Origin of the sequence: Streptomyces sp. NBC_00442, from assembly GCF_036014195.1 — a bacterium.
GTDB lineage: Bacteria > Actinomycetota > Actinomycetes > Streptomycetales > Streptomycetaceae > Streptomyces.
Window position 1 is genome coordinate 2,263,000 of record NZ_CP107918.1, and the last position, 26,017, is coordinate 2,289,016.

At 72.3% G+C, this 26,017-nt stretch carries 18 protein-coding genes; 8 read left to right on the forward strand and 10 right to left on the reverse strand.

The genetic code is table 11. The features are described 5' to 3' along the window. Window positions 1-71: 71 nt before the first annotated feature. On the reverse strand, window positions 72-485 hold the full coding sequence (locus tag OG432_RS09985) for an MGMT family protein (protein WP_443058360.1): 414 nt from the start codon (window positions 483-485) through the stop codon (window positions 72-74). A gap of 209 nt (window positions 486-694) precedes the next feature. Here OG432_RS09985 and OG432_RS09990 point away from each other — a divergent pair, with 209 nt between their 5' ends. Then, complete coding sequence (locus OG432_RS09990; protein ID WP_328309882.1) at window positions 695-3,715, forward strand: lysylphosphatidylglycerol synthase domain-containing protein; 3,021 nt, start codon at window positions 695-697, stop codon at window positions 3,713-3,715. A 398-nt stretch (window positions 3,716-4,113) separates the two neighbouring features. Here the strand turns inward: OG432_RS09990 and OG432_RS09995 are convergent, their stop codons facing one another. After that, complete coding sequence (locus tag OG432_RS09995) at window positions 4,114-4,848, reverse strand: YwiC-like family protein (protein ID WP_328309884.1); 735 nt, start codon at window positions 4,846-4,848, stop codon at window positions 4,114-4,116. Between the two features lie 394 nt (window positions 4,849-5,242). On the opposite strand from OG432_RS09995, the gene OG432_RS10000 reads away from it, so the two are divergent. The 7 genes from OG432_RS10000 to OG432_RS10030 all read left to right on the forward strand — a co-directional run bounded on the left by OG432_RS10000 (window position 5,243) and on the right by OG432_RS10030 (window position 15,960). Continuing rightward, window positions 5,243-8,860, forward strand: coding sequence for a nitrate reductase subunit alpha (locus tag OG432_RS10000; RefSeq protein WP_328315056.1), 3,618 nt, complete (start codon window positions 5,243-5,245; stop codon window positions 8,858-8,860). Window position 8,861: 1 nt separating this feature from the next. Then, a complete protein-coding gene (gene narH, locus OG432_RS10005) occupies window positions 8,862-10,382 on the forward strand; it encodes a nitrate reductase subunit beta (RefSeq protein ID WP_328309886.1) in 1,521 nt (506 codons plus the stop codon). Further along, window positions 10,379-11,020, forward strand: coding sequence for a nitrate reductase molybdenum cofactor assembly chaperone (gene narJ, locus OG432_RS10010; RefSeq protein ID WP_328309888.1), 642 nt, complete (start codon window positions 10,379-10,381; stop codon window positions 11,018-11,020). Before narH ends, narJ begins: the two co-directional genes overlap by 4 nt. After that, complete coding sequence (gene narI / locus OG432_RS10015; RefSeq protein ID WP_328309890.1) at window positions 11,020-11,745, forward strand: respiratory nitrate reductase subunit gamma; 726 nt, start codon at window positions 11,020-11,022, stop codon at window positions 11,743-11,745. The genes narJ and narI overlap by 1 nt, the downstream gene beginning before the upstream one ends. Next, window positions 11,742-12,920 carry a TIGR04053 family radical SAM/SPASM domain-containing protein gene (locus OG432_RS10020; RefSeq protein ID WP_328309892.1) on the forward strand — a complete coding sequence of 393 codons (1,179 nt, stop codon included), beginning with the start codon at window positions 11,742-11,744 and terminating at the stop codon, window positions 12,918-12,920. Before narI ends, OG432_RS10020 begins: the two co-directional genes overlap by 4 nt. Beyond that, window positions 12,917-14,293, forward strand: a complete 1,377-nt coding sequence (gene hemG, locus OG432_RS10025; RefSeq protein WP_328309894.1) for a protoporphyrinogen oxidase — start codon at window positions 12,917-12,919, stop codon at window positions 14,291-14,293. Before OG432_RS10020 ends, hemG begins: the two co-directional genes overlap by 4 nt. 80 nt (window positions 14,294-14,373) lie before the next feature. Continuing rightward, window positions 14,374-15,960 carry an alpha/beta hydrolase gene (locus OG432_RS10030; protein WP_328309896.1) on the forward strand — a complete coding sequence of 529 codons (1,587 nt, stop codon included), beginning with the start codon at window positions 14,374-14,376 and terminating at the stop codon, window positions 15,958-15,960. Window positions 15,961-16,103: 143 nt separating this feature from the next. On the opposite strand, the gene moeZ is transcribed toward OG432_RS10030, so the two are convergent. The 8 genes from moeZ to OG432_RS10070 all read right to left on the reverse strand — a co-directional run bounded on the left by moeZ (window position 16,104) and on the right by OG432_RS10070 (window position 26,017). Beyond that, window positions 16,104-17,282, reverse strand: a complete 1,179-nt coding sequence (moeZ, locus tag OG432_RS10035) for an adenylyltransferase/sulfurtransferase MoeZ (RefSeq protein WP_328309898.1) — start codon at window positions 17,280-17,282, stop codon at window positions 16,104-16,106. 63 nt (window positions 17,283-17,345) lie between these two features. Next, window positions 17,346-18,122, reverse strand: coding sequence for a spherulation-specific family 4 protein (locus tag OG432_RS10040; RefSeq protein WP_328309900.1), 777 nt, complete (start codon window positions 18,120-18,122; stop codon window positions 17,346-17,348). Beyond that, window positions 18,110-19,075 (reverse strand): NAD-dependent epimerase/dehydratase family protein, encoded by a 966-nt coding sequence (locus OG432_RS10045; protein WP_328309902.1) that lies wholly within the window; start codon window positions 19,073-19,075, stop codon window positions 18,110-18,112. Before OG432_RS10045 ends, OG432_RS10040 begins: the two co-directional genes overlap by 13 nt. A 145-nt stretch (window positions 19,076-19,220) precedes the next feature. Continuing rightward, window positions 19,221-20,390, reverse strand: a complete 1,170-nt coding sequence (locus tag OG432_RS10050) for a hypothetical protein (RefSeq protein WP_328309904.1) — start codon at window positions 20,388-20,390, stop codon at window positions 19,221-19,223. After that, window positions 20,387-22,153 carry a DUF3492 domain-containing protein gene (locus OG432_RS10055; RefSeq protein WP_328309906.1) on the reverse strand — a complete coding sequence of 589 codons (1,767 nt, stop codon included), beginning with the start codon at window positions 22,151-22,153 and terminating at the stop codon, window positions 20,387-20,389. Before OG432_RS10055 ends, OG432_RS10050 begins: the two co-directional genes overlap by 4 nt. A gap of 191 nt (window positions 22,154-22,344) precedes the next feature. Then, the gene (locus OG432_RS10060) at window positions 22,345-24,033 is read right to left on the reverse strand and encodes an ABC transporter ATP-binding protein (protein ID WP_328309908.1); all 1,689 of its coding nucleotides are present in this window, start codon (window positions 24,031-24,033) and stop codon (window positions 22,345-22,347) included. Then, window positions 24,030-25,037 carry an ABC transporter permease gene (locus tag OG432_RS10065; protein ID WP_328309910.1) on the reverse strand — a complete coding sequence of 336 codons (1,008 nt, stop codon included), beginning with the start codon at window positions 25,035-25,037 and terminating at the stop codon, window positions 24,030-24,032. The genes OG432_RS10060 and OG432_RS10065 overlap by 4 nt, the downstream gene beginning before the upstream one ends. Next, the gene (locus OG432_RS10070; RefSeq protein WP_328309912.1) at window positions 25,034-26,017 is read right to left on the reverse strand and encodes an ABC transporter permease; all 984 of its coding nucleotides are present in this window, start codon (window positions 26,015-26,017) and stop codon (window positions 25,034-25,036) included. The genes OG432_RS10065 and OG432_RS10070 overlap by 4 nt, the downstream gene beginning before the upstream one ends.

Below are 26,017 nucleotides of genomic sequence, written 5' to 3' on the forward strand. Positions count from 1 at the left end.
GTGCCCGTGCCGCGGCGGGTCATCCGTACGGTCCTCAGGCCGCCCGGGGCGACGCGGGATGGCACAAGCTGTCAGGTATGAGCCGCCTCGCCGCCGAGCCCGCCGACCGCGCCGCCGCCGTGGCCGTCCCAGCGTGCCCGCTTCATGTCGAGCCGCGGCAGGTGCCCCTCGGCGGAGCGGCCGGCCTCGCGCAGCGGTGTGGCCTCGTCCCGGTAGTGGCCGAGGGCGCGCAGTTCGTGGCCGGGCAGCAGCGCGCCGTCCGAGCGCACCACGCGCCACCAGGGCACCGCGGCGCCGTAGAGCGACATGACCCGGCCGACCTGGCGCGGGCCTCCCTCGCCGAGCCATTCGGCGACGTCCCCGTACGTCATCACCCGGCCGGGCGGAATGCGCTCGGCCACGTCGAGCACCCGTTCCGCGTACTCGGGAACCTCGGGCAGCGGCTCGCCCGCCCGGTCCCTTCGCTGCTCGCTCATCCGCTCCATCCTGCCGTACGCCACCGACAGTGGCCCGGGGCCCGTCCCCGTCCGGTGGCCGGGTCGCGGAGCGGCAAAGGGGCGCAAGTCACACCACGCACGCCCGCGCAATACACCCTGCTGCCCCTCCGGGATCTCTGGACATGCCACCATCATGCGGGCGGTGAGCGGTGATACGAGACAGAGACAAGTCGGACGAGTCGGCGAAGGAGCGGGGCGTGCAGCCACCCGAGGCGGCGGCGAGCAGCAGCCCCGAAGCGGGGCGGCAGGCCGCCGCGTCCCAGGATCCGGCGTCCGCGGGCGAGGACGGACGGACCGCCGGCACGAGCGGAACCGCCGGCTCCGAGCACCCCGCGGGCCCGGGGGGCGACGACGGTCCGGAGCACCCGGCGGGCTCCGAGGACACCGAAGGTCTTGAGCACCCCGCGCGCTCCGAAGGAGCCGAGAACCCCGAGCACTCCGCGGGTTCCGGCGGCACCGCAGGTACTGAGCACCCCGAAGGCGCCGCTGGTCCCGCGCACCCCGCGCGCACCCCAGGCACCGAGCACCCCGAGCACCTCGACGGCGCCGCGAAGGCCGACGGCGGTGGCGTGTGCGAGGACTCGGGGTCCATCGAGCGCGTCTCCGTGGACGAACCGCTGCTGCCCGCACGCGTGCACCGTCCGTCCGATCTGCTCCGGCTGCTCACCGGTGTGCTGGCGATCGCCGTCGTCCTGGCCATCGCCGCGTTCGCGCACGGCACGACGTCCGGCCTGGAAGACGACATCACCAAGGGCACGACCGGCACCCCCGACGTCCTGATCCGTCTCGCCGGGCTCGCGTCCAGCATCGCGGTGCTCGTGCTGCCCGTCGCCTTCGCGATCGAACGGCTGATCAAACGTGACGGGCTGCGGATCGCGGACGGTGTGCTCGCCGCCGTGCTCGCGCACGGGGTGGCGCTCGCCACCGACCTGTGGGTCGCCAAGACCGCGCCCGGCTCGATCACCGAGGCGCTGACCCAGCAGTCCGCGGCCGGCACGCTCACCGACCCCGTGCACGGCTATCTCGCCCCCGTCATCGCCTACATGACGGCCGTCGGCATGGCCCGCAGGCCGCGATGGCGGGTGGCGCTGTGGGCGGTGCTGCTGCTCAACTCGTTCGCGGTCCTGGTCGGCGGCCAGACCACCCCGTTCTCGATCATCGTGACGATCCTCATCGGCTGGACCGTCGCGTACGGCACGCTCTACGCGGTCGGCTCGCCCAATGTGCGGCCCACCGGGCAGACCCTGCTCGCGGGCCTGCGCCACGTCGGCTTCAACCCGGTGACCGCGCTGCGCGCCGAGGACGTACCGGACTCGATGGATCAGGGCGAGCGGGGCCGGCGCTACCTGGTCACCCTGGAGGACGGCCCGCCGCTCGACGTCACGGTCGTCGACCGTGAACAGCAGGCGCAGGGCTTCTTCTACCGGGTGTGGCGCCGGCTCACGCTGCGTTCCATCACCACCCGCCGCTCGATCCAGTCGCTGAGGCAGGCCCTGGAGCAGGAGGCGCTCCTCGCGTACGCGGCCATCGCGGCCGGGGCGAACGCGCCCAAGCTGATCGCCACCTCCGAACTCGGCCCGGACGCCGTGATGCTGGTGTACGAGCACACCGGCGGCCGCTCCCTCGACTCCCTCGACGACCAGGAGATCACCGACGACCTGCTGCGCGAGACGTGGCGGCAGGTCGAGGCGCTCCAGTCGCGGCGGATCGCCCACCGCAGGCTGGCCGGCGACGCGATTCTGGTGGATCGTTCCGGCGGGGTGATCGTGACGGACCTGCGCGGCGGTGAGATCGCGGCCGGCGACATCGTGCTCAGGATGGACATCGCCCAGCTGCTCACCACGCTCGGCCTGCGCGTCGGCGCCGAGCGTTCGGTCGCCTCGGCCCTCGATGTGCTGGGCCCCGACGCGGTCGCCGACAGCCTGCCGCTGCTCCAGCCCATCGCGCTGAGCCGCTCCACCCGCGCGACGCTGCGCAGGCTCGGGCGCGAGCAGGCGCAGCGCGAGCGCGAGGCGGTGCTCGAGGCGTCGGACGCGGCGCGGGAGGCGAAGGCCGCGGAGGCGGCCGCCGCGAAGGAGGCCGCGGCGCACCCCGAGGCCGTGGCCGCGGACGGGGTGGTCGCCGCCGCGGACGACCGCAAGGCCGTGAAGGCCGAGAAGAAGGCCGAGAAGGTCGCCATCGACGAGGCCCTGGAGGAGGCGCACGAGGACGATCTGCTCACCCAGATCCGCCACCAGGTGCTGCTGATCCGGCCGCTGGCCCCGGTGGAGCCGGTGCGTCTCGAACGCATCAAGGTGAAGACGCTGATCAGTTTCGTGGCGGGTGCCTTCGCCGCGTACTTCCTGCTGGTCCAGCTCACCAACATCAAGTTCGGCGATCTGGTCGCGAACGCCCAGTGGGGCTGGGTCGCGGCGGCCGCGCTGTTCTCGGCGCTGTCCTATCCGGCCGCGGCGGCCAGCCTGCTCGGTTTCGTCCCCGAACGGGTGCCGTTCTGGCGGGCGGTGGTCGCCCAGGTAGCGGGCTCCTTCGTCAAGCTGGTGGCGCCCGCCGCGGTCGGCGGGGTCGCCCTCAACACGCGATTCCTCCAGCGCGCCGGGGTGCGGCCGGGGCTTGCGGTGGCGAGTGTGGGCGCGTCGCAGCTGTTCGGGCTCGCCTCGCACATCTCGCTGCTGCTGATCTTCGGCTATGTGACCGGCACCGAGCAGACGTCGGAGCTGTCGCCGTCCCGCACGGTGATCGCGGGGCTGCTGACGGCGGCCGTCCTGATCCTGGTCGTCACCGCGGTGCCGTTCCTGCGCAAGTTCGTGGTCAGCCGGGTCCGGTCGCTGTTCGCGGGGGTGGTGCCGCGCATGCTGGACGTCCTCCAGCGGCCGCAGAAGCTGGTCACGGGGATCGGCGGCATGCTGCTGCTGACCGGCGTGTTCGTGATGTGCCTCGACGCGTCGATCCGGGCGTTCGGCACGGGCAGTGACCACACGTTGAGCTACGCGAGCGTGGCGGTGGTCTTCCTGACGGCCAACGCGCTCGGCTCCGCGGCGCCGACGCCGGGTGGTGTGGGTGCGGTTGAGCTGGCGCTGTCCACGGCGCTGACGATCGCCGGCATGACGGCCGAGACCGCGACGTCGGCGGTGCTGCTGTATCGCTTGCTGACGTTCTGGCTGCCTGTCCTGCCGGGGTGGCTGTGCTTCAACTACCTGACCCGAAAGGGCCAGTTGTAGCTACCCACCACCCCCGGACGCCCCGGTCCGCTTCGCGCGGTTCCCCGCGCCCCTGAACCCGCTTTCGTCCGTCCACCGTGCGTGGCCGCTCGCGCAGTTCCCCGCGCCCCTGTAGGTGAGCCCCGCGCCCCTTGCAGGCGCCCCGGCGCCAACCCGTCGCCCCCACCGCGGCCAGGCCGCCCCGCCGGAAGGCCGACCGGCGCCACACCCAGCCCCTCGCCCGACCGGGCGCCCCCCAGGGGCGCGGGGAACTGCGCGCTCAGCCCACCGCAAGGGGCAGACCCCCCCAGGGGCGCGAGGAACTGCGCGACAAGCACCACCGCCCCGCACCGGGAGGCGGACCCAGGGCCGCGGGGAACTGCGCGACCAGCCAGCACCAACCCGCACACGACGGCCCCCTAGAACACCCCCACCACCACCCCCAGCAACACCACCGACCCCACCACCTCCACCGCACCCACAACCCCTACCCGAAGTCCCCGCCCCGGCAGGACAACCGCTCGCGTCAGGTACAGCGCGAACGGGATCGCCAGCCACGGGCTGAGCAGAGGCACCAGGGCCAGCGCCAGCGCGTGGTACGCGACCGAACCCCGGTAGTACGCCCGCGAGTTCCGCTCCCTGATCATCGTCTTCACGTACGGCACCGTCCCCGCGAAGTACAACAGGCAGGCGAGCGCGGGCGCCACGCCCGAGGCCCACGACCCGCCTCCCAGCCGCAGCGCGACCGGCACCATCGCGCACGCCGGCACGACCGCCGCAAGCCCGTTCCACAGGGCCCGCTCCCGATTGCGGTACGCATAAAGGGAGTTGACCGCGACGAACGGCACCGCGCACGCCGCCGCGAGCAGCAGCCAGGGGCGAGGGGCCGCGAGCGGAAGCCCGCACGCCAGGGCGCCCGCACCGAAAGTCAGCGCCGGGCGGACATGGCGGCGCGGTGCCTTCGGGTTCCGGGAGACGCGGGTCAGCCGCAGCCACTGCTGGCCGTGGTGCACCGCGAGGTAGCCGAGGAGCCAGGCCGCGAGCAGGGGCAGATGCGCCAAGCCCGGGTGGCCGAGGAACGTCCCCGCGAGGAACGGCACGGCGAGCATCGCCCATGCCCCGTGCTGGTTCGGCAGCCACCGGCTCCGGCTCACGCGCCCACCCCGTCCACCACGACGCCGCCGCCCACCACGTCCACGACGGCCCGCCTTTCCGTTTCCCCGAAAATGTCCAAAAGTACTAGACGCCCCGCGCATCCGGCGCCGTAATCAGTTTCTCAGCCCCGCCCCGGGACATTTGCGGGATTAGGTCACCGCCGGGTGGGACCAAAGACCCCGAGTTCCAAGAAACCCCGGGCGTAGTGTCGTTGGTGGCCGTCCGGAGGCGTCCGATTGTCCCGACAGACCGTCCGGAAAGGCCCGCTCACATTCTTTATCCGGTTCCTTTATCCGGGCCACAGGAGTTTCCGTGCAACAGGAAGCGCAGCAGAACGCGCAGAACAAAGCGCAGCAGAAGGCGCAGCACCGGCGCGACGCCGCCGACGCACTGGTGCGCGCGGGCAGCTTCTTCACCCGCGCCGAGGTCTCCGAGGATCTGCGGACCGTGCACCGCACGGGTGGCCGGCAGGCGGAATCCTTCTACCGGGACCGCTGGAGCCACGACAAGGTCGTGTACTCGACGCACGGCGTGAACTGCACCGGTTCGTGCCGGTGGAAGGTGTACGTCAAGGACGGGATCATCACCTGGGAGACCCAGGCCACCGACTACCCCTCCGTCGGCCCCGACCGCCCGGAGTACGAGCCGCGCGGCTGCCCCCGTGGCGCCTCCTTCTCCTGGTACAGCTACTCGCCGACCCGCGTCCGGTACCCGCACGTGCGCGGCGAACTCCTGACGATGTACCGCGAGGCCAAGGCGCGCCTGGGTGATCCCGTCCTGGCGTGGGCCGACATCCAGGGTGACCCCGAGCGGCGCCGCCGGTATCAGAAGGCGCGCGGCAAGGGCGGTCTGGTCCGGGCGAGCTGGGAGGAGGCCGTCGAGATCGTCGCGGCGGCCCACGTCCACACCATCAAGGAGCACGGCCCCGACCGGGTCGCCGGCTTCTCCCCCATCCCCGCGATGTCGATGGCCTCGCACGCGGCCGGCGCCCGCTTCCACTCGCTCATCGGCGCGCCGATGCTCTCCTTCTACGACTGGTACGCGGACCTGCCCGTCGCGTCCCCGCAGGTCTTCGGCGACCAGACGGACGTCCCGGAGTCCGGCGACTGGTGGGACGCGGCCTATCTGATGATGTGGGGCTCCAACGTTCCCGTGACCCGCACGCCCGACGCGCACTGGATGACCGAGGCGCGCTATCGCGGCCAGAAGGTCGTCACCGTGTCCCCGGACTACGCGGACAACACCAAATTCGCCGACGAGTGGATGCATCCGCATCCCGGAACGGACGGTGCGCTCGCCCTCGCGATGGGCCATGTCGTCCTCAAGGAATTCTTCGTCGACCGGCAGACGCCGTTCTTCACGGACTACGTGCGCAAGTACACCGATCTTCCTTTTCTGGTGTCCCTCAGGGAAACCGAGGAAGGGCTCGTTCCGCACAAGTTCGTGACCGCGGCCGACCTCGGCGAGGACACGGAGAACGCCCAGTGGAAGACCGTCCTCATCGACGACGTCACGGGTGAACCGACCGTCCCCAACGGCACGTTGGGCCACCGCTGGGGCACGACGCCCGAGTGGAACCTGGACCTGGGTGACACGGTGCCCCGGCTCACCCTCCTGGAGGAGAGCGGCGGCGAGAGCGCCGAGGTGGTCCTGCCCCGGTTCGAGGAGACCGCCGAGGGCGCCGAGGGCGTCGTACGCCGGGGCGTCCCGGTCCGGCGCATCGGCGGCCGGGCCGTCACCACCGTGTACGACCTGATGCTGGCGCAGTACGGGGTGGGCCGCGCGGGCCTGCCCGGCGCCTGGCCCACGTCGTACGAGGACACCACGACGCCCGGCACCCCCGGCTGGCAGGAGACCCTCACCTCCGTACCGGCAGCCCAAGTGACGCGCGTGGCACGGGAGTTCGCCGACACGGCCGAGAGGTCCGGCGGCCGCTGCATGATCCTCATGGGGGCCGGCACCAACCACTGGTTCCACTCCGAGACCATCTACCGCGCCTTCCTGGCCCTGCTCACCCTGACCGGCTGCCAGGGCCGCAACGGCGGCGGCTGGGGGCACTACGTCGGGCAGGAGAAGTGCCGCCCGGTCACCGGCTGGGCGACGCTCGCGAGCGCCTCCGACTGGGCCCGGCCGCCCCGGCACATGATCGGCGCGGGCTGGTTCTATCTGCACACCGACCAGTGGCGTTACGACACGCTGCCCGCCGAGGCGCTGGCATCGCCGCTCGGCGACGGCCGGTTCGAGGGGATGACCGGCGCCGACTGCCTGGCCGCATCCGCCCGCATGGGCTGGATGCCGTCGTATCCGACCTTCGACCGCAACCCCCTGGACCTCGGCGAGGCCGACGACCCCGTCCAGCACGTGGTGGACGAACTCAAGGCGGGGCGGCTCGGCTTCGCCGGCGAGGACCCGGACGCGCCGCACAACTGGCCGCGCGTCCTGAACGTGTGGCGTGCCAACCTGCTCGGCTCCAGCTCCAAGGGCAACGAGTACTTCCTCAAGCATCTGCTCGGCACGCACTCCAACCTGCCCGACGACGGCCCGCGGTGCGCCCCGCGCGATGTGACCTGGCACCAGGAGGACGTCGAGGGCAAGCTCGACCTGCTGCTCGCGATGGACTTCCGGATGACGTCCACGACGCTGCTCAGCGATGTCGTGCTGCCGGCCGCCACCTGGTACGAGAAGCACGATCTGTCCTCGACCGACATGCATCCCTTCCTGCACGCCTTCACCCCGGCCGTGGACCCGCCGTGGCAGGCCCGCTCGGACTACGACGCCTTCCACGCGATCGCCGGCCGCTTCGGTGAGCTGGCCAAGGAGCATCTCGGGGTGCGCAGGGACGTCGTCGCGAGCGCGCTCCAGCACGACACCCCGGGCGGCGAGATGGCACAGCCGGGCGGCGTGGCGCTCGACTGGTCGAAGGGCGAGTGCGAGCCCGTGCCGGGCAGGACGATGTACAACCTGACCGTCGTGGAGCGGGACTACGGCGCTGTCGGTGAGAAGTTCGCGGCGCTCGGACCCCTCGTCGACCGGCTCGGCGTCACCACCAAGGCGATCACCTTCGACGTCGCCGAGGAGATCGCGTATCTGGGTGAGAAGAACGGACTGGTGCGCTCGGGCGTGGCCGAGGGGCGGCCGCGTCTGGACACCGCTCAGCGGGCCTGCGAGGCGATCCTGTCGCTGTCCGGCACCTCCAACGGGCGCCTGGCGACCCAGGGTTTCGAGACCCTGGAGAAGAAGACCGGGCAGCACATGGCCCACCTGGCCGCCGAGGCCGAGGGCAAGCGCATCACGTTCGCGGACACCCAGGCCCGCCCCGTTCCGGTGATCACCTCGCCGGAGTGGTCGGGCAGCGAGTCCGGCGGGCGGCGCTACACCGCCTTCACCGTCAACACCGAACACCTCAAGCCCTGGCACACCTTGACGGGCCGTCAGCACTTCTTCCTGGACCACGACTGGATCCACGAGGTCGGCGAGGCACTGCCCGTCTACAAACCGCCGCTCGACATGCACCGCCTGTACGGGGAGCCCGAGTTGGGCGCCACCGACGGCAAGCAGGTGGCGGTCCGCTACCTCACCCCGCACAACAAGTGGGCGATCCACAGCCAGTACCAGGACAACCTGTACATGATGACGCTCGGCCGGGGCGGCCAGACGATCTGGATGTCGCCGCAGGACGCCGACGCGATCGGCGTGCGCGACAACGACTGGATCGAGGCGGTCAACCGCAACGGCGTGGTCACGGCCCGCGCGATCGTCTCGCACAAGATGCCCGCCGGCACCGTCTACATGAACCACGCGCAGGAGCGCACGGTCGGTGTGCCGAGGACCGAGAAGACCGGCAAGCGCGGCGGCATCCACAACTCGCTGACCCGGATCATGCTCAAGCCCACCCATCTCGTGGGCGGTTACGCCCAGTTGACGTGGGCGTTCAACTACCTCGGGCCGACCGGAAACCAGCGTGACGAGGTCACCGTCATCCGCCGCCGCGACCAGAAGGTGGAGTACTGAGATGCGCGTGATGGCCCAGATAGCCATGGTCATGAACCTCGACAAGTGCATCGGCTGCCACACCTGCTCGGTCACCTGCAAGCAGGCGTGGACCAACCGGCAGGGCACCGAGTACGTCTGGTTCAACAACGTCGAGACCCTCCCCGGCCAGGGATATCCGCGCCGCTGGGAGGACCAGGAGAAGTGGAAGGGCGGCTGGGAGCGCACCCGCTCCGGCAAGCTGCGCCTGCGCGCGGGCAGCCGCCTCAAGCGCCTCGGCACCATCTTCGCCAACCCCGAACTCCCCGGCATCGACGACTACTACCAGCCGTGGACGTACGAGTACAAGAACCTGATCGACGCCCCGGCCGGCAACGACCTGCCCGTCGCGCGGCCCGTGTCCAGCCTCACCGGTGAGCCCGTCGACACGATCGAGTGGGGCCCCAACTGGGACGACAACCTGGGCGGCGCCCCCCAGAACGCTCCGCTCGACCCCATCGTGGAGAAGATCCGCGACGAGGTCGGCGAGAAGATCCGCTTCGAGTTCGAGCAGAGCTTCATGTTCTATCTGCCGCGGGTGTGCGAGCACTGTCTCAACCCGGCGTGCGTCTCCTCGTGCCCGTCGGGCGCGATGTACAAGCGCGAGGAGGACGGCATCGTCCTGGTCGACCAGGACCAGTGCCGCGGCTGGCGCATGTGTGTGACGGGCTGCCCGTACAAGAAGGTCTACTTCAACCACGCCACCGGCAAGGCCGAGAAGTGCACGTTCTGCTTCCCCCGCATCGAGGTGGGCCTGCCGACCGTCTGCTCGGAGACCTGCGTCGGGCGGATGCGCTACCTCGGCGTGATGCTGTACGACGCCGACAAGGTGGCCCAGGCGGCCTCGGTCGAGGACGAACACGACCTGTATCCAAGCCAGTTGGAGTGCTTCCTCGACCCCACCGACCCGGCGGTCATCGCCGCGGCGCAGGCCTCGGGCATCACCCGCGAGTGGGTCGAGGCGGCCCGCCGCTCCCCCGTGTACGACCTGATCGCCACCTACCAGGTCGCGCTTCCGCTGCACCCGGAGTACCGCACGATGCCGATGGTCTGGTACGTGCCGCCGCTCTCCCCGGTCGTCGAGGCGGTCGCCGCGAGCGGCCACGACGGCGAGGACGCCGGGAACCTGTTCGGCGCGATCGACGCGATGCGGATCCCCGTGGAATACCTGGCCGAGCTCCTCACCGCGGGCGACCCCTACCCCGTGGAGGCGGTGCTGCGGCGGATGGCCGCGATGCGCGCCCACATGCGCCGCGTCAACCTCGGCGAGGAGCGCGACGAGTCCGTCGCCGCGGCCGTGGGGCTCACCGGCACCGAGATGGAGGACCTGTTCCGGCTCCTGGCGATCGCCAAGTACGAGGACCGGTACGTGGTGCCCAGCGCGGCCCGCGCCGACGCCGAGGCCCTGGCCGACGCCCATCCCCTGGACGCCGCGTGCCCGGTCGGCGACGTCGGCAAGGAACGCGTCCTGTTGAACCTCTCCCCCACCCGGAGAATCGCATGAACCCCGAGAGCTCAGCCGTCCTGCGCCTGGTCGCGGCCCGCTGCCTGCGCTACCCCGACTCCCTGTTCTTCGCCCAACTCCCCTTGTTGCGCGAGGCGTTGCGGCGCACACCCGGGTCGGCCGCCGAGCGGCTCCAGGCGTTCGTGGACACGGCGGCGGCCACCGACCCGTTGGACCTGGCGGCGCACTACACCTCCACGTTCGACACCCGTAACCGGCGCTGTCTGTATCTGACGTGGTGGACCGACGGCGACACCCGCCGCCGCGGCCTCTCGCTGGTGCGGATCAAGCGGATCTACCGCGACCACGGCCTGGAGTTCAGCCACGAGGAACTTCCCGACTTCCTGCCGGCCGCCCTGGAGTTCGCCGGGCGCCACGAGGAGTCCGGCACCCTGCTGCTCCAGGAGCACCGGGCGGGGCTCGAACTGCTGCGTCTCGCCCTGACCGAGACCGGCACCCCGTACGCCGACGTGCTCGAAGCGGTCTGCGCGACCCTGCCGGGCGCCTCGCCGACGACGAAGGCGGAAGCGAAGGCGCTGGCCAAGGCGGGACCGCCGCAGGAAACCGTGGGCCTCGAACCCTTCGGGCCCGGCGTCGAGCTGCCGTGGCCCGGCTTCCCCGAGAGGAAGGCATCCTGATGGATCTGCTCCTGTGGGGCGTGCTGCCCTACGTGTCGATCGCGCTGCTGATCGCGGGCACCTTCTGGCGGGCCCGCTACGACCGGTTCGGCTGGACCACGCACTCCACCCAGGTCCACGAGTCGAGGCTGCTGCGCATCGGCTCGCCGCTGTTCCACTTCGGGATGGCCTTCGTGGTCCTCGGCCACGTGGTGGGCCTGGTGGTCCCGCAGAGCTGGACGGACGCGGTGGGCGTGAGCGACCACACCTACCACCTGCTCGCCGTGTCGACGGGCGCCGTCGCGGGCGTCGCGGCGGCGGCCGGCATCGGCATCCTGGTGTTCCGCCGCTTCCGGGTCGCCGCGGTGCGCAGGGCGACCCTGCGCAGCGACCACCTGATGTACACGTTCCTGCTGGGCGCGATGGTGCTCGGCCTGACCGCGACCATCCTCAACTCGACCGGGGCGACCGGGGATTACAACTACCGCGAGGGCATCTCGATCTGGTTCCGCTCGCTGTTCACCTTCCAGCCCGACTACCACCTGATGGGCGCGGCGCCGCTCGCCTTCCAGCTGCACATCCTGTTCGGCTTCACGCTGTTCGCGCTGATCCCGTACTCGCGCCTGGTGCACATGTTCAGCGCGCCGGTGCAGTACCTGTTCCGCCCGTACGTCGTCTACCGGAGCCGCGACCCGAAGCTGACGGCCAACCGGGCGGAGCGGCGCGGCTGGGAGAAGGTCCGGTGAGCGGGCGCACCCTGGTGCGCAGGCCCCGGCACGCGATGGCGGAGCGGCCGTTCATCGTCATCTGGGAGGCCACCCGGGCCTGCCCGCTGGCCTGTCTGCACTGCCGGGCCGAAGCGCAGCCGGACCGGGATCCGGGCGAGCTGGACGGGATGGACGCCCGGCTGCTGATGGACCAGATCGCCGCGTTCGGGAAGCCGAGCCCGCTGTTCGTCATCACCGGCGGCGATCCCTTCCAGCGACCCGACCTCAACGACCTCGTCGCCTACGGCACTTCGCTGGGGCTCAGGGTCGCGGTGTCGCCGTCCGGCACGCCGACCCTGAACCGGGCCAATCTGACGGCGGTGCGGGACGCGGGCGCGGTGGCACTGTCGCTGTCGCTCGACGGGTCGACGGCGGAGCGCCACGACGCCTTCCGGGGCGTCGACGGCGTCTTCGACTGGACCCTGGACGGCTGGCGCACCGCTCGCGAGCTCGGCCTCAAGGTGCAGATCAACACCACCGTCACCCGCGCCGCCCTGCCCGACCTCGCCGACATCGCGGCCCTGGTGCGGCGCGAGGGCGCGATGCTGTGGTCCGGTTTCGTCCTGGTGCCGACCGGGCGCGGCGCGGACCTGGCGGCACTGACCCCGCACGAGATCGAGGACGTCCTGCACTTCCTGTACGACTGCGGCTCGGTCATCGCCACGAAGACGACCGAAGGCCACCACTTCCGGCGCGTCGCCCTCCAGCGCGCGATCCTGGCCCGCCACGGCGAACAGCCCGCCCTCGGCCCCCTGCATCGCCAACTGACGAGAAGAGCGAACGAGTTGGGATTCTTCGAGGGCGAGGGACGCGCGGTGCGCAGGCCGCCGATGGACGTGTCGTCCGGGCGGGGCTTCGTCTTCGTCTCGCACACCGGCGAGGTCCACCCGAGCGGCTTCCTGCCCGTCACCGCGGGCAATGTGAAGCACCATCCGCTGGCCGAGATCTACCGGGGTTCGGCCCTGTTCACGACGCTCCGCGACCCCGCCCTGCTGCGCGGTGCGTGCGGGCGCTGCGAGTTCAACACCGTGTGCGGCGGCTCGCGTTCACGGGCGTACGGGCTCACCGGCGACGTGCTCGCCGCCGACCCGTGGTGCGCGTACGAGCCCGGCACCTTCCCCTACGGGGACGACCTCCGAGAGCTGGTTCCATGAGATCGACACGATCGGTCATCGTCATCGGCGGGGGCATCAGCGGCCTCGCCGCCGCCTGGCAGTTGCGCGGCCGCGCCGACGTCACGGTCCTGGAGAGCGAGACGCGCGTCGGCGGCAAGCTCCGCACCGGCACGCTCGCCGGGGTGCCCGTCGACGAGGGCGCCGAATCGGTGATGGCGCTGCGGCCCGAGGCCGTCGACCTCGCCACCGCGGTCGGGCTCGGGCCCGCCCTTGCCGACCCGGCGCCCGCGCCCGTGACGGTGTGGACGCGGGGCGCGCTGCGTGCGATGCCCGCGGGACACGTGCTCGGTATCCCCTCCGACCCGGCGGCGCTCGCCGGCACGGGGCTCCTGTCGGACGGGGGCCTCGCGCGGCTGCGCGAAGAGCCGTCGCGGCCGGCCGCCCCCGTCACCGAGGACGTCCCGATCTCCGCCTACCTCACCGAACGCATCGGCCGTGAGGCGGTGGACCGCCTGGTGGAGCCGCTGCTCGGCGGTGTGTACGCGGGCAGCACCGACCGGCTGTCGCTGCGCTCGGCGATGCCGGGCGTGGCACGGATCGCCGAGCGCGGCGAACCGCTGCTTCCCGCCCTGCGCGGCCGCCCCCGCCCCCGCGGATCCTTCGTGCGGGGCATCGAGGGCGGCACCGGGCGGCTGCCGCTCGCCGTCGCCGGGGCGAGCGGGGCCCGTGTCCTGACCGGCACGACCGTACGGGGCATCGAGCGCACCGCGGCCGGCCTCTGGCGGGTCCAGGCGGCGACCGCGGACGGCCCCCTGCTGCTCTGCGCCGACGCGGTGATCCTCGCGGTACCCGCCTTCGCGGCGGCCGCGCTGCTCCGCCCGCACGCGCCGGGCGCCCACCGCGAGCTCTCGGCGATCCCGTACGCGAGCACGGCCGTCGTGACGATGGCCTTCGCGCGCGAGCGGGCCGGGTTCGCGGCGCTGCCCGCGGGCAACGGCTTCCTCGTGCCGCCCGTGGACGGCCACACCGTGAAGGCCGCCACCTTCCTGTCCACCAAGTGGGGATGGCAGACGAAGGCGGCACCGGACCGCTTCCTGCTGCGCGCCTCGGTGGGCCGCGCCGGCGAGGACCACCTCCTGGAACGCTCCGACCGCCACCTCGTGCGGGCCGCCCTGAACGACCTGCACCACGCGGCCGGCCCGATCGGCGATCCGGTCGCGGCCCGCGTCACCCGCTGGGAGCGCGGCCTGCCGCAGTACACGGTGGGCCACGCCGAGCGCCTGTCCCGGGTCCACGACGACATCGCGCGCCTGCCCGGCCTCGCCGTGTGCGGCGCCGCCTACGAGGGCGTCGGCATCGCGGCGTGCGTGGCGACGGGGCTCGCGGCGGCGCTGCGGGTGGCCGAGGGGTAGCCGGGGGCCCGGCCGGGGCGGCGCCACCCGCATGGCGCCCCGCTCGCGCAGCCCCGGTGCCCGCGCCGCAGGATGGGGGGATGGATCACCACCGTGCCCCTCGCAAGCGGACGCGCGCGACCGCGTTCGGCGCCGCCGCCCTCCTGCTCGCCGCCGCCGGCTGTTCCGGCGGAGGCAAGGACGACAACGGGCTCGGCTCCGGTGCCGCCGACCCGGCGAAGCTCGCCACGCAGAAGCTGAGCTGGAAGCCGTGCGCGGCGCCCACCGCGGCGGAAGGCACGGGCGCGGCGCCCTCGGCGCCACCCGGCGGCGGCCAGTGGAAGTGCGCCACGATGAAGGTGCCGCTCGACTACGCCGATCCCAAGGCCGGCACTCTCGATCTGGCCCTCATCCGCGCCGAGGCCACCGACAAGGCCCGGCGCATCGGCTCGCTCGTCTTCAACTTCGGCGGCCCCGGTGGCTCCGGCGTGACGACCCTGCCCGCCGCCGCGAGCGACTACAAGGCGCTGCGGGGCCGCTACGACCTGGTCAGTTTCGACCCGCGCGGGGTCGGCGCGAGCGCCCCCGTGCGCTGCGAGAACGACTCCCAGCTCGACACCTATTTCGCACAGGACGCCACCCCCGACACCCCGGCCCGGGAAAAGTCGTACGTCGACAGCCTGAAGTCGTTCGCCACGGCCTGCCAGGACAACTCCGGCACCGTCCTTCCGCACGTCGGCACCATCAACGCGGCCCGCGACATGGACCTGCTGCGCCAGGTGCTCGGCGACCAGAAGCTGAACTACATGGGGATCTCGTACGGGACCGAGCTCGGCGGCGTCTACGCCCACCTGTTCCCCAAGAACGTCGGGCGGGCCGTCTTCGACGGCGTCGTCGACCCCACGAACGACGTCGAGCAGGGCGCGCTCGGCCAGGCCAAGGGCTTCCAGCTCGCCCTCGACAACTTCGCCCAGGACTGTGTGAACCGCGGCGACAAGTGCCTGCTGCGCGGCTCCGACGTCAAGGAGGTCGAGGACGTCATCGTCGACCTCCTCGCCCAGCTCGGCAAGAAGCCCATCCCGGCCGGCAACAGCGGCCGGCAGCTCACCCAGACCCAGGCCACCAACGGCATCGCACAGGCCCTGTACTCCAAGGAGTACTGGCGGCTGCTCGAACAGGGCGTGGACGATGCGGAGGGCGGCGACGGGGCGCTGCTCCTCGTCCTGTCGGACGCCATGAACGGGCGCGCCAAGGATGGCTCGTACAGCAACATCCAGGCGGCCAACGCGGCCATCAACTGCGTTGATTTCAAGCAGCGTTACACGGTGGAGCAGGCCAAGGCGAAGCTGCCGGAGTTCCGCGGGGCGTCACGCGTCTTCGGCGACTTCATGGCCTGGGGTCTGCTCGGCTGCTCGCAGTGGCCGGTCGCCGGCCAGTGGACGACGCCCGACGTGAGCGCGCCGGGCTCGGCGCCGATCGTGGTCGTGGGCAACACCGGCGACCCCGCGACGCCGTACGCGGGCGCCAAGAACATGGTGGACAAGCTGGGTCCGGGGGTCGGCGTGGAACTCACGTACAAGGGCCAGGGGCACGGGGCGTACGACAGCGGTGACAAGTGCGTGCAGAACGCGGTGAACGCGTATCTGCTGGACGGGAAGGTGCCGGGTGCCGGCGCGGTGTGCCAATAGCGGGGTTGTTCCTCGACTGCGGGCCGTCCGTGGCTGGTCGCGCCCACGCGGCGGAGCCGCACATGTCAGTCCCCGCGCCCGCTAAGGGGCGCGGGGAACTGCGCGAACGGCCCCCACCGGTCCGCAGCCGAAGAACCCGGCGCCTAGTAGATCGGCTTCTCCGGCTCGATCTGGTTGACCCAGCCGATCACGCCGCCGCCCACGTGGACCGCGTCGGCGAACCCAGCGGCCTTGAGGACCGCGAGGACCTCCGCCGAGCGGACGCCCGTCTTGCAGTGCAGGACGATGCGCTTGTCCTGGGGCAGGGATTCGAGGGCCGAGCCCATCAGGAACTCGTTCTTCGGGATCAGCTTCGCGCCGGGGATGGAGACGATCTCGTACTCGTTCGGCTCGCGGACGTCGATGATCTCGATCTTCTCGTCCGCGTCGATCCACTCCTTGAGCTGCCGGGGAGTGATCGTGGAGCCCATGGCCGCTTCCTGGGCCTCCTCGGACACGACGCCGCAGAAGGCCTCGTAGTCGATGAGCTCGGTGACGGTCGGATTCTCGCCGCAGACCGCGCAGTTCGGATCCTTGCGGACCTTGACCTGGCGGTACTGCATCTCCAGGGCGTCGTAGATCATCAGGCGGCCGACGAGCGGCTCACCGATGCCCGCGAGGAGCTTGATGGCCTCGTTGACCTGGATGGACCCGATGGACGCGCACAGCACGCCGAGCACGCCGCCCTCGGCGCAGCTGGGGACCATGCCCGGCGGCGGGGGCTCCGGGTAGAGGCAGCGGTAGCAGGGGCCGTGCTCCGACCAGAACACCGAGGCCTGGCCGTCGAAGCGGTAGATCGAGCCCCACACGTACGGCTTGTTCAGGAGCACGCACGCGTCGTTGACCAGGTAGCGGGTCGCGAAGTTGTCCGTGCCGTCGACGATCAGGTCGTACTGGCTGAAGATGTCCATCACGTTCTCGGCTTCGAGCCGCTCTTCGTGCAGGACCACGTTCACGTACGGGTTGATGCCGAGGACGGAGTCGCGCGCGGACTCCGCCTTGGAGCGGCCGATGTCGGCCTGGCTGTGGATGATCTGGCGCTGGAGGTTCGACTCGTCGACCTCGTCGAACTCCACGATGCCGAGCGTGCCGACACCGGCCGCCGCCAGGTACATCAGGGCAGGCGAGCCGAGACCGCCGGCGCCCACGGCGAGCACCTTCGCGTTCTTCAGCCGCTTCTGCCCGTCCATCCCGACGTCGGGAATGATCAGGTGACGCGAATACCTGCGGACCTCGTCTACGGTGAGCTCAGCTGCTGGCTCGACCAGGGGTGGCAGCGACACGGAAACTCCGTTGGTCGGTATGTCAGTACGGTTGTTCTCTCCGTAACACTGCCACGCTCCCCCTCATTCCGAGATACCGGGTCCGATCCGCGAGACGATTTCGTCCCAGTAACCGGGCAGTGTCTCGAATGGGTCGATGTGTCCTTTTCCGCGCGGGGCCCGGTCGGGGCGGTCCGTGAAGTAGATCGTCCCCGCGCCCTGCCAGCGGGCGATCCGCAGCGCCTCTTCCAGATGGGTCCTCGGCACGCCGTGCACCAGGTGGCAGAAGCGCTCCTGCGGGTGGTCCGCGGTCCACTCGGCCACCTGCGACCAGCGGTATTCGCTCCACGGACCGGTGAAGGTGACCAGCTGGTCGGCCAGCTCGGCATAACCGGGACAGGGATGCGTGCCGTGCCCGAAGACCAGGTGGGCCCGCTCGCGCAGGGCCCGCAGGGCTTCCGCCGTGCGCCGCATGTCGAGAAGGTCGTCTCGTTCCGTGGGACATCGGTCCAGGTAGAAGCCGTCGACCCGGTACCAGTCGAGGTAGCGCTGGGCCTCGGAGATCTGCTCGCCGAAGGACCGGGTGCCGTGCGCCGCGTCGAGGTGGCCGAGCACCCGGATCCCGGCGTTGCGGAGTTTCCCGGCCGCTTCGAGACAGTGCGGGTCGGGCCGGCTTCCGGGACCGCCCGGGGTGCCGCCCGCGACATTGAGCACGGCCCAGTGCAACGGCGTTCCCGGGCGCGTCAGTTCGGCCCACTCGACGGGGGCGACGAGCGGATGGGCGTAGCCGGGGACCCCGAGGCCGAGCCGGCCGGCGCCGGTCGCCGCGCGCGGCCCGGCGGTCCGGGTCAGATTCGGCATGCCGCCTCCATCCAGATGTCGGCGAGTGACTCCTCCAGGTTGATCCGGGGCCGCCAGCCGAGGCGGTCGCGTGCGGTGCGCACATCGGCCTGCTGCCAGCTGCCGCAGCCGTCGGGGTACGGCGAGGGCGCGGCGAGGTGGTCGAGCGCGGCGTCGCCGGAGCGCGGGGATCCGATGAGGCCGGGGCGCATCACGGGCGGGCCGTCCAGTTCGTGCAGGGCGCCCGCGTAGCCGGCGACCCTGGCGAGGACGGCGGCCGCGTCGCGGAGCTTCACCGAGCGGCCGGTGCCGATGTTGACCACGCCCTGGGCCGCGGAGAGCGAGGCGGCGTGTACGGCTCGCGCCACATCGCGCACGTCCACGAAGTCCCGCTGCACTCCGAGCCCGCCGAGCTTCAGCTCGCCGTCCCCGGACTGCATGGCGCGGCGCATCGCCTCGGCGAGCCGGCCGAGCGGCGAACCGGCGGGGGTGCCGGGGCCGACGGGCGAGAAGACGCGGAGCACGATCGCGTCGAGCCCCGAGCCGAGGACGAGTTCGGTCGCGGCGAGCTTGGAGACGCCGTACGGTCCGCCGGGGCGCGGCACCGCGTCCTCGGCGGTCGACGAGCCGGGCTGCGAGGGCCCGTACTCGGAGGCGCAGCCGATCTGGACCAGGCGGGCGCCGCAGCCGCTGCGCCGCAGGGCCTCGCAGACGGTGGCGACGGCGACGGTGTTGTGCCGGGTCAGCTCGCGGGCGCCGCCGCGGATCGCTCCGGCGCAGTTGACGACGACTCCGGGGTGTACGGCGTCCAGGAAGCGGGTGAGGGCTCCCGGGCTGCCGGTGGCGAGGTCGAACCGTACGTCGGCGTCGTCGCCGCGCCCGAGGGCGGTGAGCTGGACGGCGGGGTCGGCGAGCAGCCGGTCGGCGACGAACCGGCCGAGGTATCCGTTGGCTCCGAGCAGCAGCACCCTCATCGCGCGGTCCTTCCGTGCGTGCGGCGGGAGGCCGGTGGCAGGGCGGTCATGTGTCTTTCTCCTTCAATGCCTTGTCGCCTGCTCCGTGACGCGGTCAGGCGGGTTCGGCGCTTCGGTGGGGTGGGCGCGTCGGTCGACGGGCGCCTCACTGGTCGCAGTGGGCCGAGGCGCGGGCGAGTACCGCGGCGGCCCTGACTAGCAGGGCGAGGGCGGCGGCGCCGCACACGGCGGCGGGCAGCGCCCCGGCGCCCCAGTTCTGGACGGCGGCCGCGACGGGCCGGCCGATGAGGGACAGACCGGGCAGGCGCCCGGCGAACACGCAGCACAGGGCGAGGAGTTCGGCGCCCGCCGCGGCAGCCAGCACTTTGGCCGCGGCGCGGGCGAACCCGTGCGCGGCGAGCAGCCGGGCGAGCCAGAGCAGCATGCCGAGCGCGACGGCGCCGCCCAACGGCTGTGCGGCCCAAGCGAACTGACAGAGGGACAGGCAGGCGGTCAGTGCGACGGCGAACAGCGCCGCGGTCGCCAGGAGCAGCGGTCTGGACCGTCCCGAGAAGTCGGCGAAGCCCCGGCTCGACGCGAGCCTTCGGCGGGTGCGCACCGAGAAGAGGTGCGCGCACCAGATGCCGGGCGCGACCGCCAGGGCGAGGCCGGTGGCCGCCGCCGGGTTCCATGACCAGCCCCCGTCGGGGCCGCCCCGCACCGCGTCGGCGAGCAGCCCGTCGCCGCCGATCGCGTACGCCGTCAGCCAGCCGGCGCAGAGCCGGACGGCCAGGCCGGCGCGGGGGACGGCGCGCAGGGGGACACGGTGCAGGACCAGGGTGAGGGCCGCGACGAAGGCCGCGGCGCCGAGAATGCCGACGGCCGGGCCGAGCCCCGCGGGGGTGGCCTCCACTCCGGTGACGGCGAGGACGCCGACGGCGCCGGGCAGCAGCGCCCACAGCGCCCACCCTGCGGGCGTGGTCTTCACCTCAGCTGCGGGCGTTGCTGGTTCGGTGTCGCGCGGTACGCGGGCGTAGAGCTCTTCGGCGAGCGAGAAGACGTCGCGGTGTCTGAAGCGGGCGGCGGTGCGGTCGGTGACGCCGTGCGCTTCGAGGCCGGCCGCGATCTCCAGCGGGTCGACGGCCCGCTCGCAGAGTTCGCGATGGCGGTGCATGAGCGCTTTGACGGGGTCGGCGGGTCCGCGCCGCTTGGTGATGCCGTGTCCTGTACCGCTCGGGGCGGGTGCGGCGGCGCGGGTCTCCTTGGCGGCGAGGGCGTCGTGCGAGCGGCCGTCCCAGGCAGTGCCGGCGGCCGGGGTGGAGGGGAGGTCGTTCACGCGCCCTCCCCTTCCGCCGCGGCGTCGCGTTCCCTCGCGGTGTCGAGACGTTCCTGCATCAGGACGGCGACCGGGCCGTCCGCCCGGCCGGGCCCGTGCTTGCCTTGCGCGGCCCGGCCGCGAGCCGCGGTCGGCGCCACCCAGCGTCCGGGCACATGGGCCTCGGCCGGGTGCGCGAAGGGCTGGGGCGCGACCGCCTCGTCGGCGCTGTCGCGGTGGACCGGATTGTGGGACATGAGCTCCAGGTAAATGCCGCGAAATGCCGCGAGGTTCTGCTCGACGGTGAACAGTTCGAGCGCGCGGGCGCGGGCGGCGGCGCCGAGGCGCGAGCGCCGCTCGGGGTCGCGCAGCAGCGCGAGGCAGGCGTCGGCGAGCGCGCGGGGGTTGCGCGGGGGCACGACGAGGCCGGTCCCGCCGATGACTTCGACGACCGCGCCGGTGTCGGTGGAGACGGTGGCCCGGCCGCAGAACATCGCTTCGACGAGGCTGAGCGGGAAGCCTTCGACGACGCTGGACAGGACGACGACGCTTCCCGCGGCGTACGCGTCGGCGAGCTCGGGTGCCTCGGGGCCGCCGATCTCCTCGAACGACACGGGGTTGTCGCCGATCGCGTGCGCGTCGGCGGCCTCGTCGGGGAAGAGCTGGGCGGCCAGCGCACGGCACTGGGCGAGGTAGCCGGCGGCCTCGGCGTCGTGCGCGGGCGCCGAGAACAGCCGTAGCCGGGCGTCCGGTTCGGCCTTGCGGACCTCGGCGAAGGCGTGCAGCAGCGCGATGAGGTCCTTGGCCGGTTCGATCCGCCCGACCCACACCAGGGTGTGCGGTTCCCCGCCGTACGCGCCCTCGCCCACCGCGTGGAACCGGTCCGCCGACATGCCGGGGTAGACGGTCCGCAGCTTGGCCCGGTCGGCTCCGCAGCGCTCCTGCCAGCGCCGGGCATGGGTGTTGCCGGGGGTGATCAGCTCGGCCCGCGCGTACACCTCGGCGGCGAGGCGACGCTGGAATCCTGCCTCCAACGCCCGTACGGAGGCGGAGAGTTGTGCGTTGGCGAGGTACTGGGCGCGCAGCTGGACCCCGTACTCGGTGACCAGGAGCGGGACTCCGCAGAAGCGTTTGGCCAGGAGGCCGGGAAGCGCCGCCCGGCCGCCGGACACGGCATGGCTGAGGTCGACCGAGGCGAGGGCGTCGTCGCCGTACCAGTCGAGCGAGAGGGGGCGCAGGGTGCGGTCCAGGAGGGCCGCGAAGGCGAGGTGGTCGGGCACCCGGGCGGCCCGTACGGCCCGGTTCGCGCCGGGCGCGCGGCAGGCGGCCTCCAGGATGCGGACGGCCGTCTCGGAGCGCAGTTCACCGCCGAGCCCGCCGTGCTCGCGGGCGAGGGCGGCGAGCCCGTAGAGCCCCTCGGCGAAGCCGTCGGCGCCTTCGGCGGACCCCGTGCCGCCCGCGCCGTCGGCCCCGTCGGTACACAGGGCGGTGGCGAGGCGCCCGAACTGGGCCGCGAATTCACGGCGTTCGCGCCGCCCGTAGCCGCGCTCGGCGCGCCTGCGGCCGGCGCGGGTCTCGGGCGCGGCCCACAGTGGGGCGGTCCGCACCCGGCGCACGTGGGGCGGCAGCGCGACCAGGCCGCGCGCCTCCTGTTCACGGCTCCGACTCAGCGCGAATATGTCGAACTCGTGCCGCGCGAGCCCGCGCACGAGCCGGTCGCACCACAGTCCGGACTCGCCGGCCGTGTACGGATATCCGCCGTCCGTGAGCAGTCCGATCCGCATGTGCGCACCCCCGATCTCCTTTGTGGGCGGCCACCGTTGACCACGGCGACTCGCAGCGGGAAGAACGTATGCGGATATGCCGATGGCGCGACGGACGGTTGTCCATCGCGCCACCAGAAGGGGTGAATGCACGTAACTTTCCCGACCCGGTGGCGTTCGGTGGCGCTACGGGTCGTGCCGGTCACTCTGGGCTACGCCACGGGCGCACCCTCGCGCAGCGGGGCGCGGCGCGCGGCGCGCCGGGCCGCGGCCTCTGCGGGGTCCAGCGAGGGCACGGCCGCGAGCAGCTGCCGGGTGTAGGGGTCCCGCGGCGCCCCGTACACCACGTCGGCCTCGCCCTCCTCCACGATCCGGCCCCGGTGCATGACCGCCACCCGGTCGCTGACCTGCCGCACCACGGCGAGGTCGTGCGCGACGAAGACCAGCGCGAGGCCCAGCTCGCGCTGCAACTCCGCCAGCAGCGCGGTGACTTGGGCCTGGGTGGTGACGTCGAGGGCCGATACGGGTTCGTCGCACACGATCAGCTGCGGCCGGGCGGCCAGGGCCCGTGCGATGCCGATGCGTTGGCGCTGTCCGCCGCTGAACTCGTGCGGGTATCCGTCGTACCGGTCCGGGTCGAGTCCGACGCGGGTCAGGAGCTCGGCGACGCGGGTGCGGATCCGGGAGCCGTCACGTTCGCCCGCGGCGCGCAGCGGGTCGGCCACGGATTCGCCGATGGAGCGCCGGGGGTTGAGGGAGGAGACGGGGTCCTGGAAGACCATCTGCACGGAGCCGGTGCGGGTGATGTGCCCGGCGGTCGGCTCCAGGAGGCCCACCAGCATGCGGCCCAGGGTGGTCTTGCCGCTTCCGCTCTCCCCGACGATCCCCAGGGTTTCGCCCCGCCGGACCTGGAGCGAGACCCCGTCCACGGCGGTGAACGCGGCGCGCCCCCGCCCGAAGGCCTTGCGCAGCCCGACGGCCTCGACGACGAGGTCTCTTCCTCCGGCGGAGGTGCCCCCCGCACCGCCCCTTCCCGAAGCCCTCAAGGGGGACGGAACGGCTGCGGACCGGGCCCGCTCCGCGCGCGGTTCCCCGCGCCCCTTACGGGGCTCGGCCCCAGGAGGGGCGAGTCTCGGGACCGCGGACAGGAGGGTCTTCGTGTAGGGCTCTCCCGGGGAGGTCAGGACCGTGCCCACCGGGCCCCGCTCCACCTCCCTGCCCCGCCGCATCACCAGCACCTCGTCCACGCTCTCCGCCGCGACCCCCACGTCATGGGTGACCAGGAGCAGGCCGAGGCCCGTCTCGCGGCGCAGGTCGTGCAGGAGGTCCAGGATCTGCGCCTGGACGGTCACGTCGAGCGCCGTCGTCGGCTCGTCCGCGATCAGCAGGCGCGGCTCGCACGCCAGCGCCATCGCGATCAGGGCCCGCTGCCGCATTCCGCCGCTGAACTCGTGCGGACGGGACCGGGACTTGCGGGCCGCGTCCGGGATGCCGACCCGGTCGAGGACGGAGACCGCCCGCGCCCGCGCGGCCCGCCGCGAGCCGCCCTTGTGCACCCGGTACACCTCGGCGATCTGGTCCCCGATCGTGTAGTACGGGTCGAGGGAGGACAGCGGGTCCTGGAAGACCATCGCCGCCGAACCGCCCCGAAGGGCGCGGAGTTCGGCGTCGGAGGCCGCCAGTACGTCCACTCCGGCGACCCGGACCGAGCCGGTGACCCGCGCCCCCGTGCCCCGGTGGAGACCGAGCAGCGCGTACGCCGACGCGCTCTTGCCCGAGCCGGATTCGCCGACGACGCCGAGCGCCGCGCCCGGCCGGAGTGTGAAGGAGAGCCCGTCCACGGCCCGTACGTCGCCGAAGGAGATGCCGAGGTCGGCCACTTCCACCAGGGGCTCGGTCATGACAGCACCACCCGTCGGTCCGCCATCGCGTACAGGACGTCCGCGACCGCATTGGCAAGCACCACGAAGAATCCGGTGGTCAGGACCACGCCGACCACCACGGGCAGGTCGACCGTGCGCACCGACTCCACCAGCTGGCGCCCGATGCCGGGGATGCCGAACAGCGTTTCGGTGAGCACCGCGCTGCCGAACATCGTGCCCACGTCGAGCGCGCTGAGCGCGATGACCGGGGCGACGGCGCCGCGCAGCGCGTGGCGTCCGACGATCGCCCGCTCGGTCAGCCCGTACGCCCGGAACGTCCGTACATGGTCCTCGGCGAGCGTCTCCAGCATGGAACTACGCGTCAGGCGGGCGTACTTGGCCGATTCGATGAGGGCGAGCGAGAACCAGGGAAGGAGCAGGCCCCAGAACCACTGCTCGGGGTTGTCGGTGAACGGCACGTACTGCGGGAACGGCAGCCACTGCAAGGTGGAGCAGAGGACGATGATCAGCAGCAGGCCGATGACGAAGACAGGAGTGGAGGTGCCGGCCAGGGTGAGCCAGGTGAGGATCCGCTCGACGGCTCCCCCGCGCTTCCACGCGGAGAGGACACCCGTGCCGACCCCGATGAGCAGCCACAGCGCGAACGCGCCGACCACGAGCGAGCCGGTGACCGGCAGCTTGGCGAGGAGGAGGTGGGTGACCTGATCGTCGGTCCGGTAGGACTGGCCGAGGCAGGGCGCGGAGCAGTGCACCACTCCCGTGCCGGAGGAGAAGTCGCGGCCGGCGACGATGCCCCGGACGAAGTGGGCGTACTGGAGGTACAGCGGATCGTCGAGCCCCAGCTTGTCGTGGACCAAGGCCACTTGCTGCGGTGAGCAGCGTTCGCCGCAGACGATCTGGGCGACGTTGCCGGGAGCCACGTAGAAGACCGCGTACACGATGACCGAGAGGGCCAGGAGCACGAAGACGGCCCCCGCGATCCGCTTGAGGAGGAAGACGGTGAATCCGGTGGAGTTCCTCAACTCACCTTCTCCTTCCGGGCTTTGGCCGTGCCGACGCGCAGGCGCGACGCCGCTCTGGGGTCCAGGGCCGTGCGCACTCCCTCACCGATCATCGTCAGGGAGAGGACGGTGACGAAGAGGAGCCCGGCCGGCAGGAGCAGATAGGTCGGGGCCGCCTGGTACCAGGTGTTGGCATCGGTGAGCATCTGCCCCCAGGACGGGGTGGGCGGCTTGATGCCGACGCCGAGGAAGGACAGGGCCGCCTCGGTCACCACATTGGTGGGGACGAGGAGGACCGCGTACGTGATCACGGGTGCGGCGAGCGCGGGAAGCAGCTCGCGGCGGGCGATCGCCCAGGTGCCCCAGCCGCTGAGCCGGGCCGCCGAGACGTGGTCCAGGGTCTTGAGCGACAGGGCTCCGGCCCGCACGATCTTCGAGGTGCCGAACCAGCCGAGCCCGGCGATGATCAGCGTGATCAGGACCGGACGCGGGACCGAGGCGGGCGCCACCGCGAGCAGGCCGAGGGTGATGACGAGCATGGGCAGGGCGGCCGCGACATCGGTGACGCGGCTGACGATCTGATCGGCCCAGCGGCCGCCGAGCGCGGCGAACAGGCCGAGCCCGACGCCGAGCGCGACCTGGATGAGGGTCGCGACGAAGGCGACGCCGAGCGAGACGCGGGCGCCGTAGACGATCCGGGCGAACAGGTCGCGGCCGGTCTGCGGTTCGACACCGAGCCAGTGCGATCCGCTGATCCCGCCGAACGAGCCGATGGGCACACCGCCGCTCGCGGAGTCGACGAGGGCGGGGTGGTAGGCGTTGGGGTCCTGGCCTTCGAGCGCGGTGAGCAGCGGGGCCGCGATCGCGACGAGGACGAGCAGGGCGAAGACGGCCACGGCGGCGGTGACCGCGCGCTGGGCGCGCAGCCGCCGCCAGAAGAGACGGCCGCCGGGGGCGGGCGCGACGACGCCCGCCCCGGTGGTCAACAGGGCTTCGGACAT

Excerpts from the sequence above, each read along its gene's own strand:
- OG432_RS09985 (WP_443058360.1), bottom strand. The coding sequence starts at position 485 with ATGGAGCGGATGAGCGAGCAGCGAAGGGACCGGGCGGGCGAGCCGCTG.
- narH (WP_328309886.1), top strand. The coding sequence starts at position 8,862 with ATGCGCGTGATGGCCCAGATAGCCATGGTCATGAACCTCGACAAGTGC.
- narJ (WP_328309888.1), top strand. The coding sequence starts at position 10,379 with ATGAACCCCGAGAGCTCAGCCGTCCTGCGCCTGGTCGCGGCCCGCTGC.
- narI (WP_328309890.1), top strand. The coding sequence starts at position 11,020 with ATGGATCTGCTCCTGTGGGGCGTGCTGCCCTACGTGTCGATCGCGCTG.
- hemG (WP_328309894.1), top strand. The coding sequence starts at position 12,917 with ATGAGATCGACACGATCGGTCATCGTCATCGGCGGGGGCATCAGCGGC.
- OG432_RS10030 (WP_328309896.1), top strand. The coding sequence starts at position 14,374 with ATGGATCACCACCGTGCCCCTCGCAAGCGGACGCGCGCGACCGCGTTC.
- OG432_RS10040 (WP_328309900.1), bottom strand. The coding sequence starts at position 18,122 with ATGCCGAATCTGACCCGGACCGCCGGGCCGCGCGCGGCGACCGGCGCC.
- OG432_RS10045 (WP_328309902.1), bottom strand. The coding sequence starts at position 19,075 with ATGAGGGTGCTGCTGCTCGGAGCCAACGGATACCTCGGCCGGTTCGTC.
- OG432_RS10055 (WP_328309906.1), bottom strand. The coding sequence starts at position 22,153 with ATGCGGATCGGACTGCTCACGGACGGCGGATATCCGTACACGGCCGGC.
- OG432_RS10060 (WP_328309908.1), bottom strand. The coding sequence starts at position 24,033 with ATGACCGAGCCCCTGGTGGAAGTGGCCGACCTCGGCATCTCCTTCGGC.
- OG432_RS10070 (WP_328309912.1), bottom strand. The coding sequence starts at position 26,017 with ATGTCCGAAGCCCTGTTGACCACCGGGGCGGGCGTCGTCGCGCCCGCC.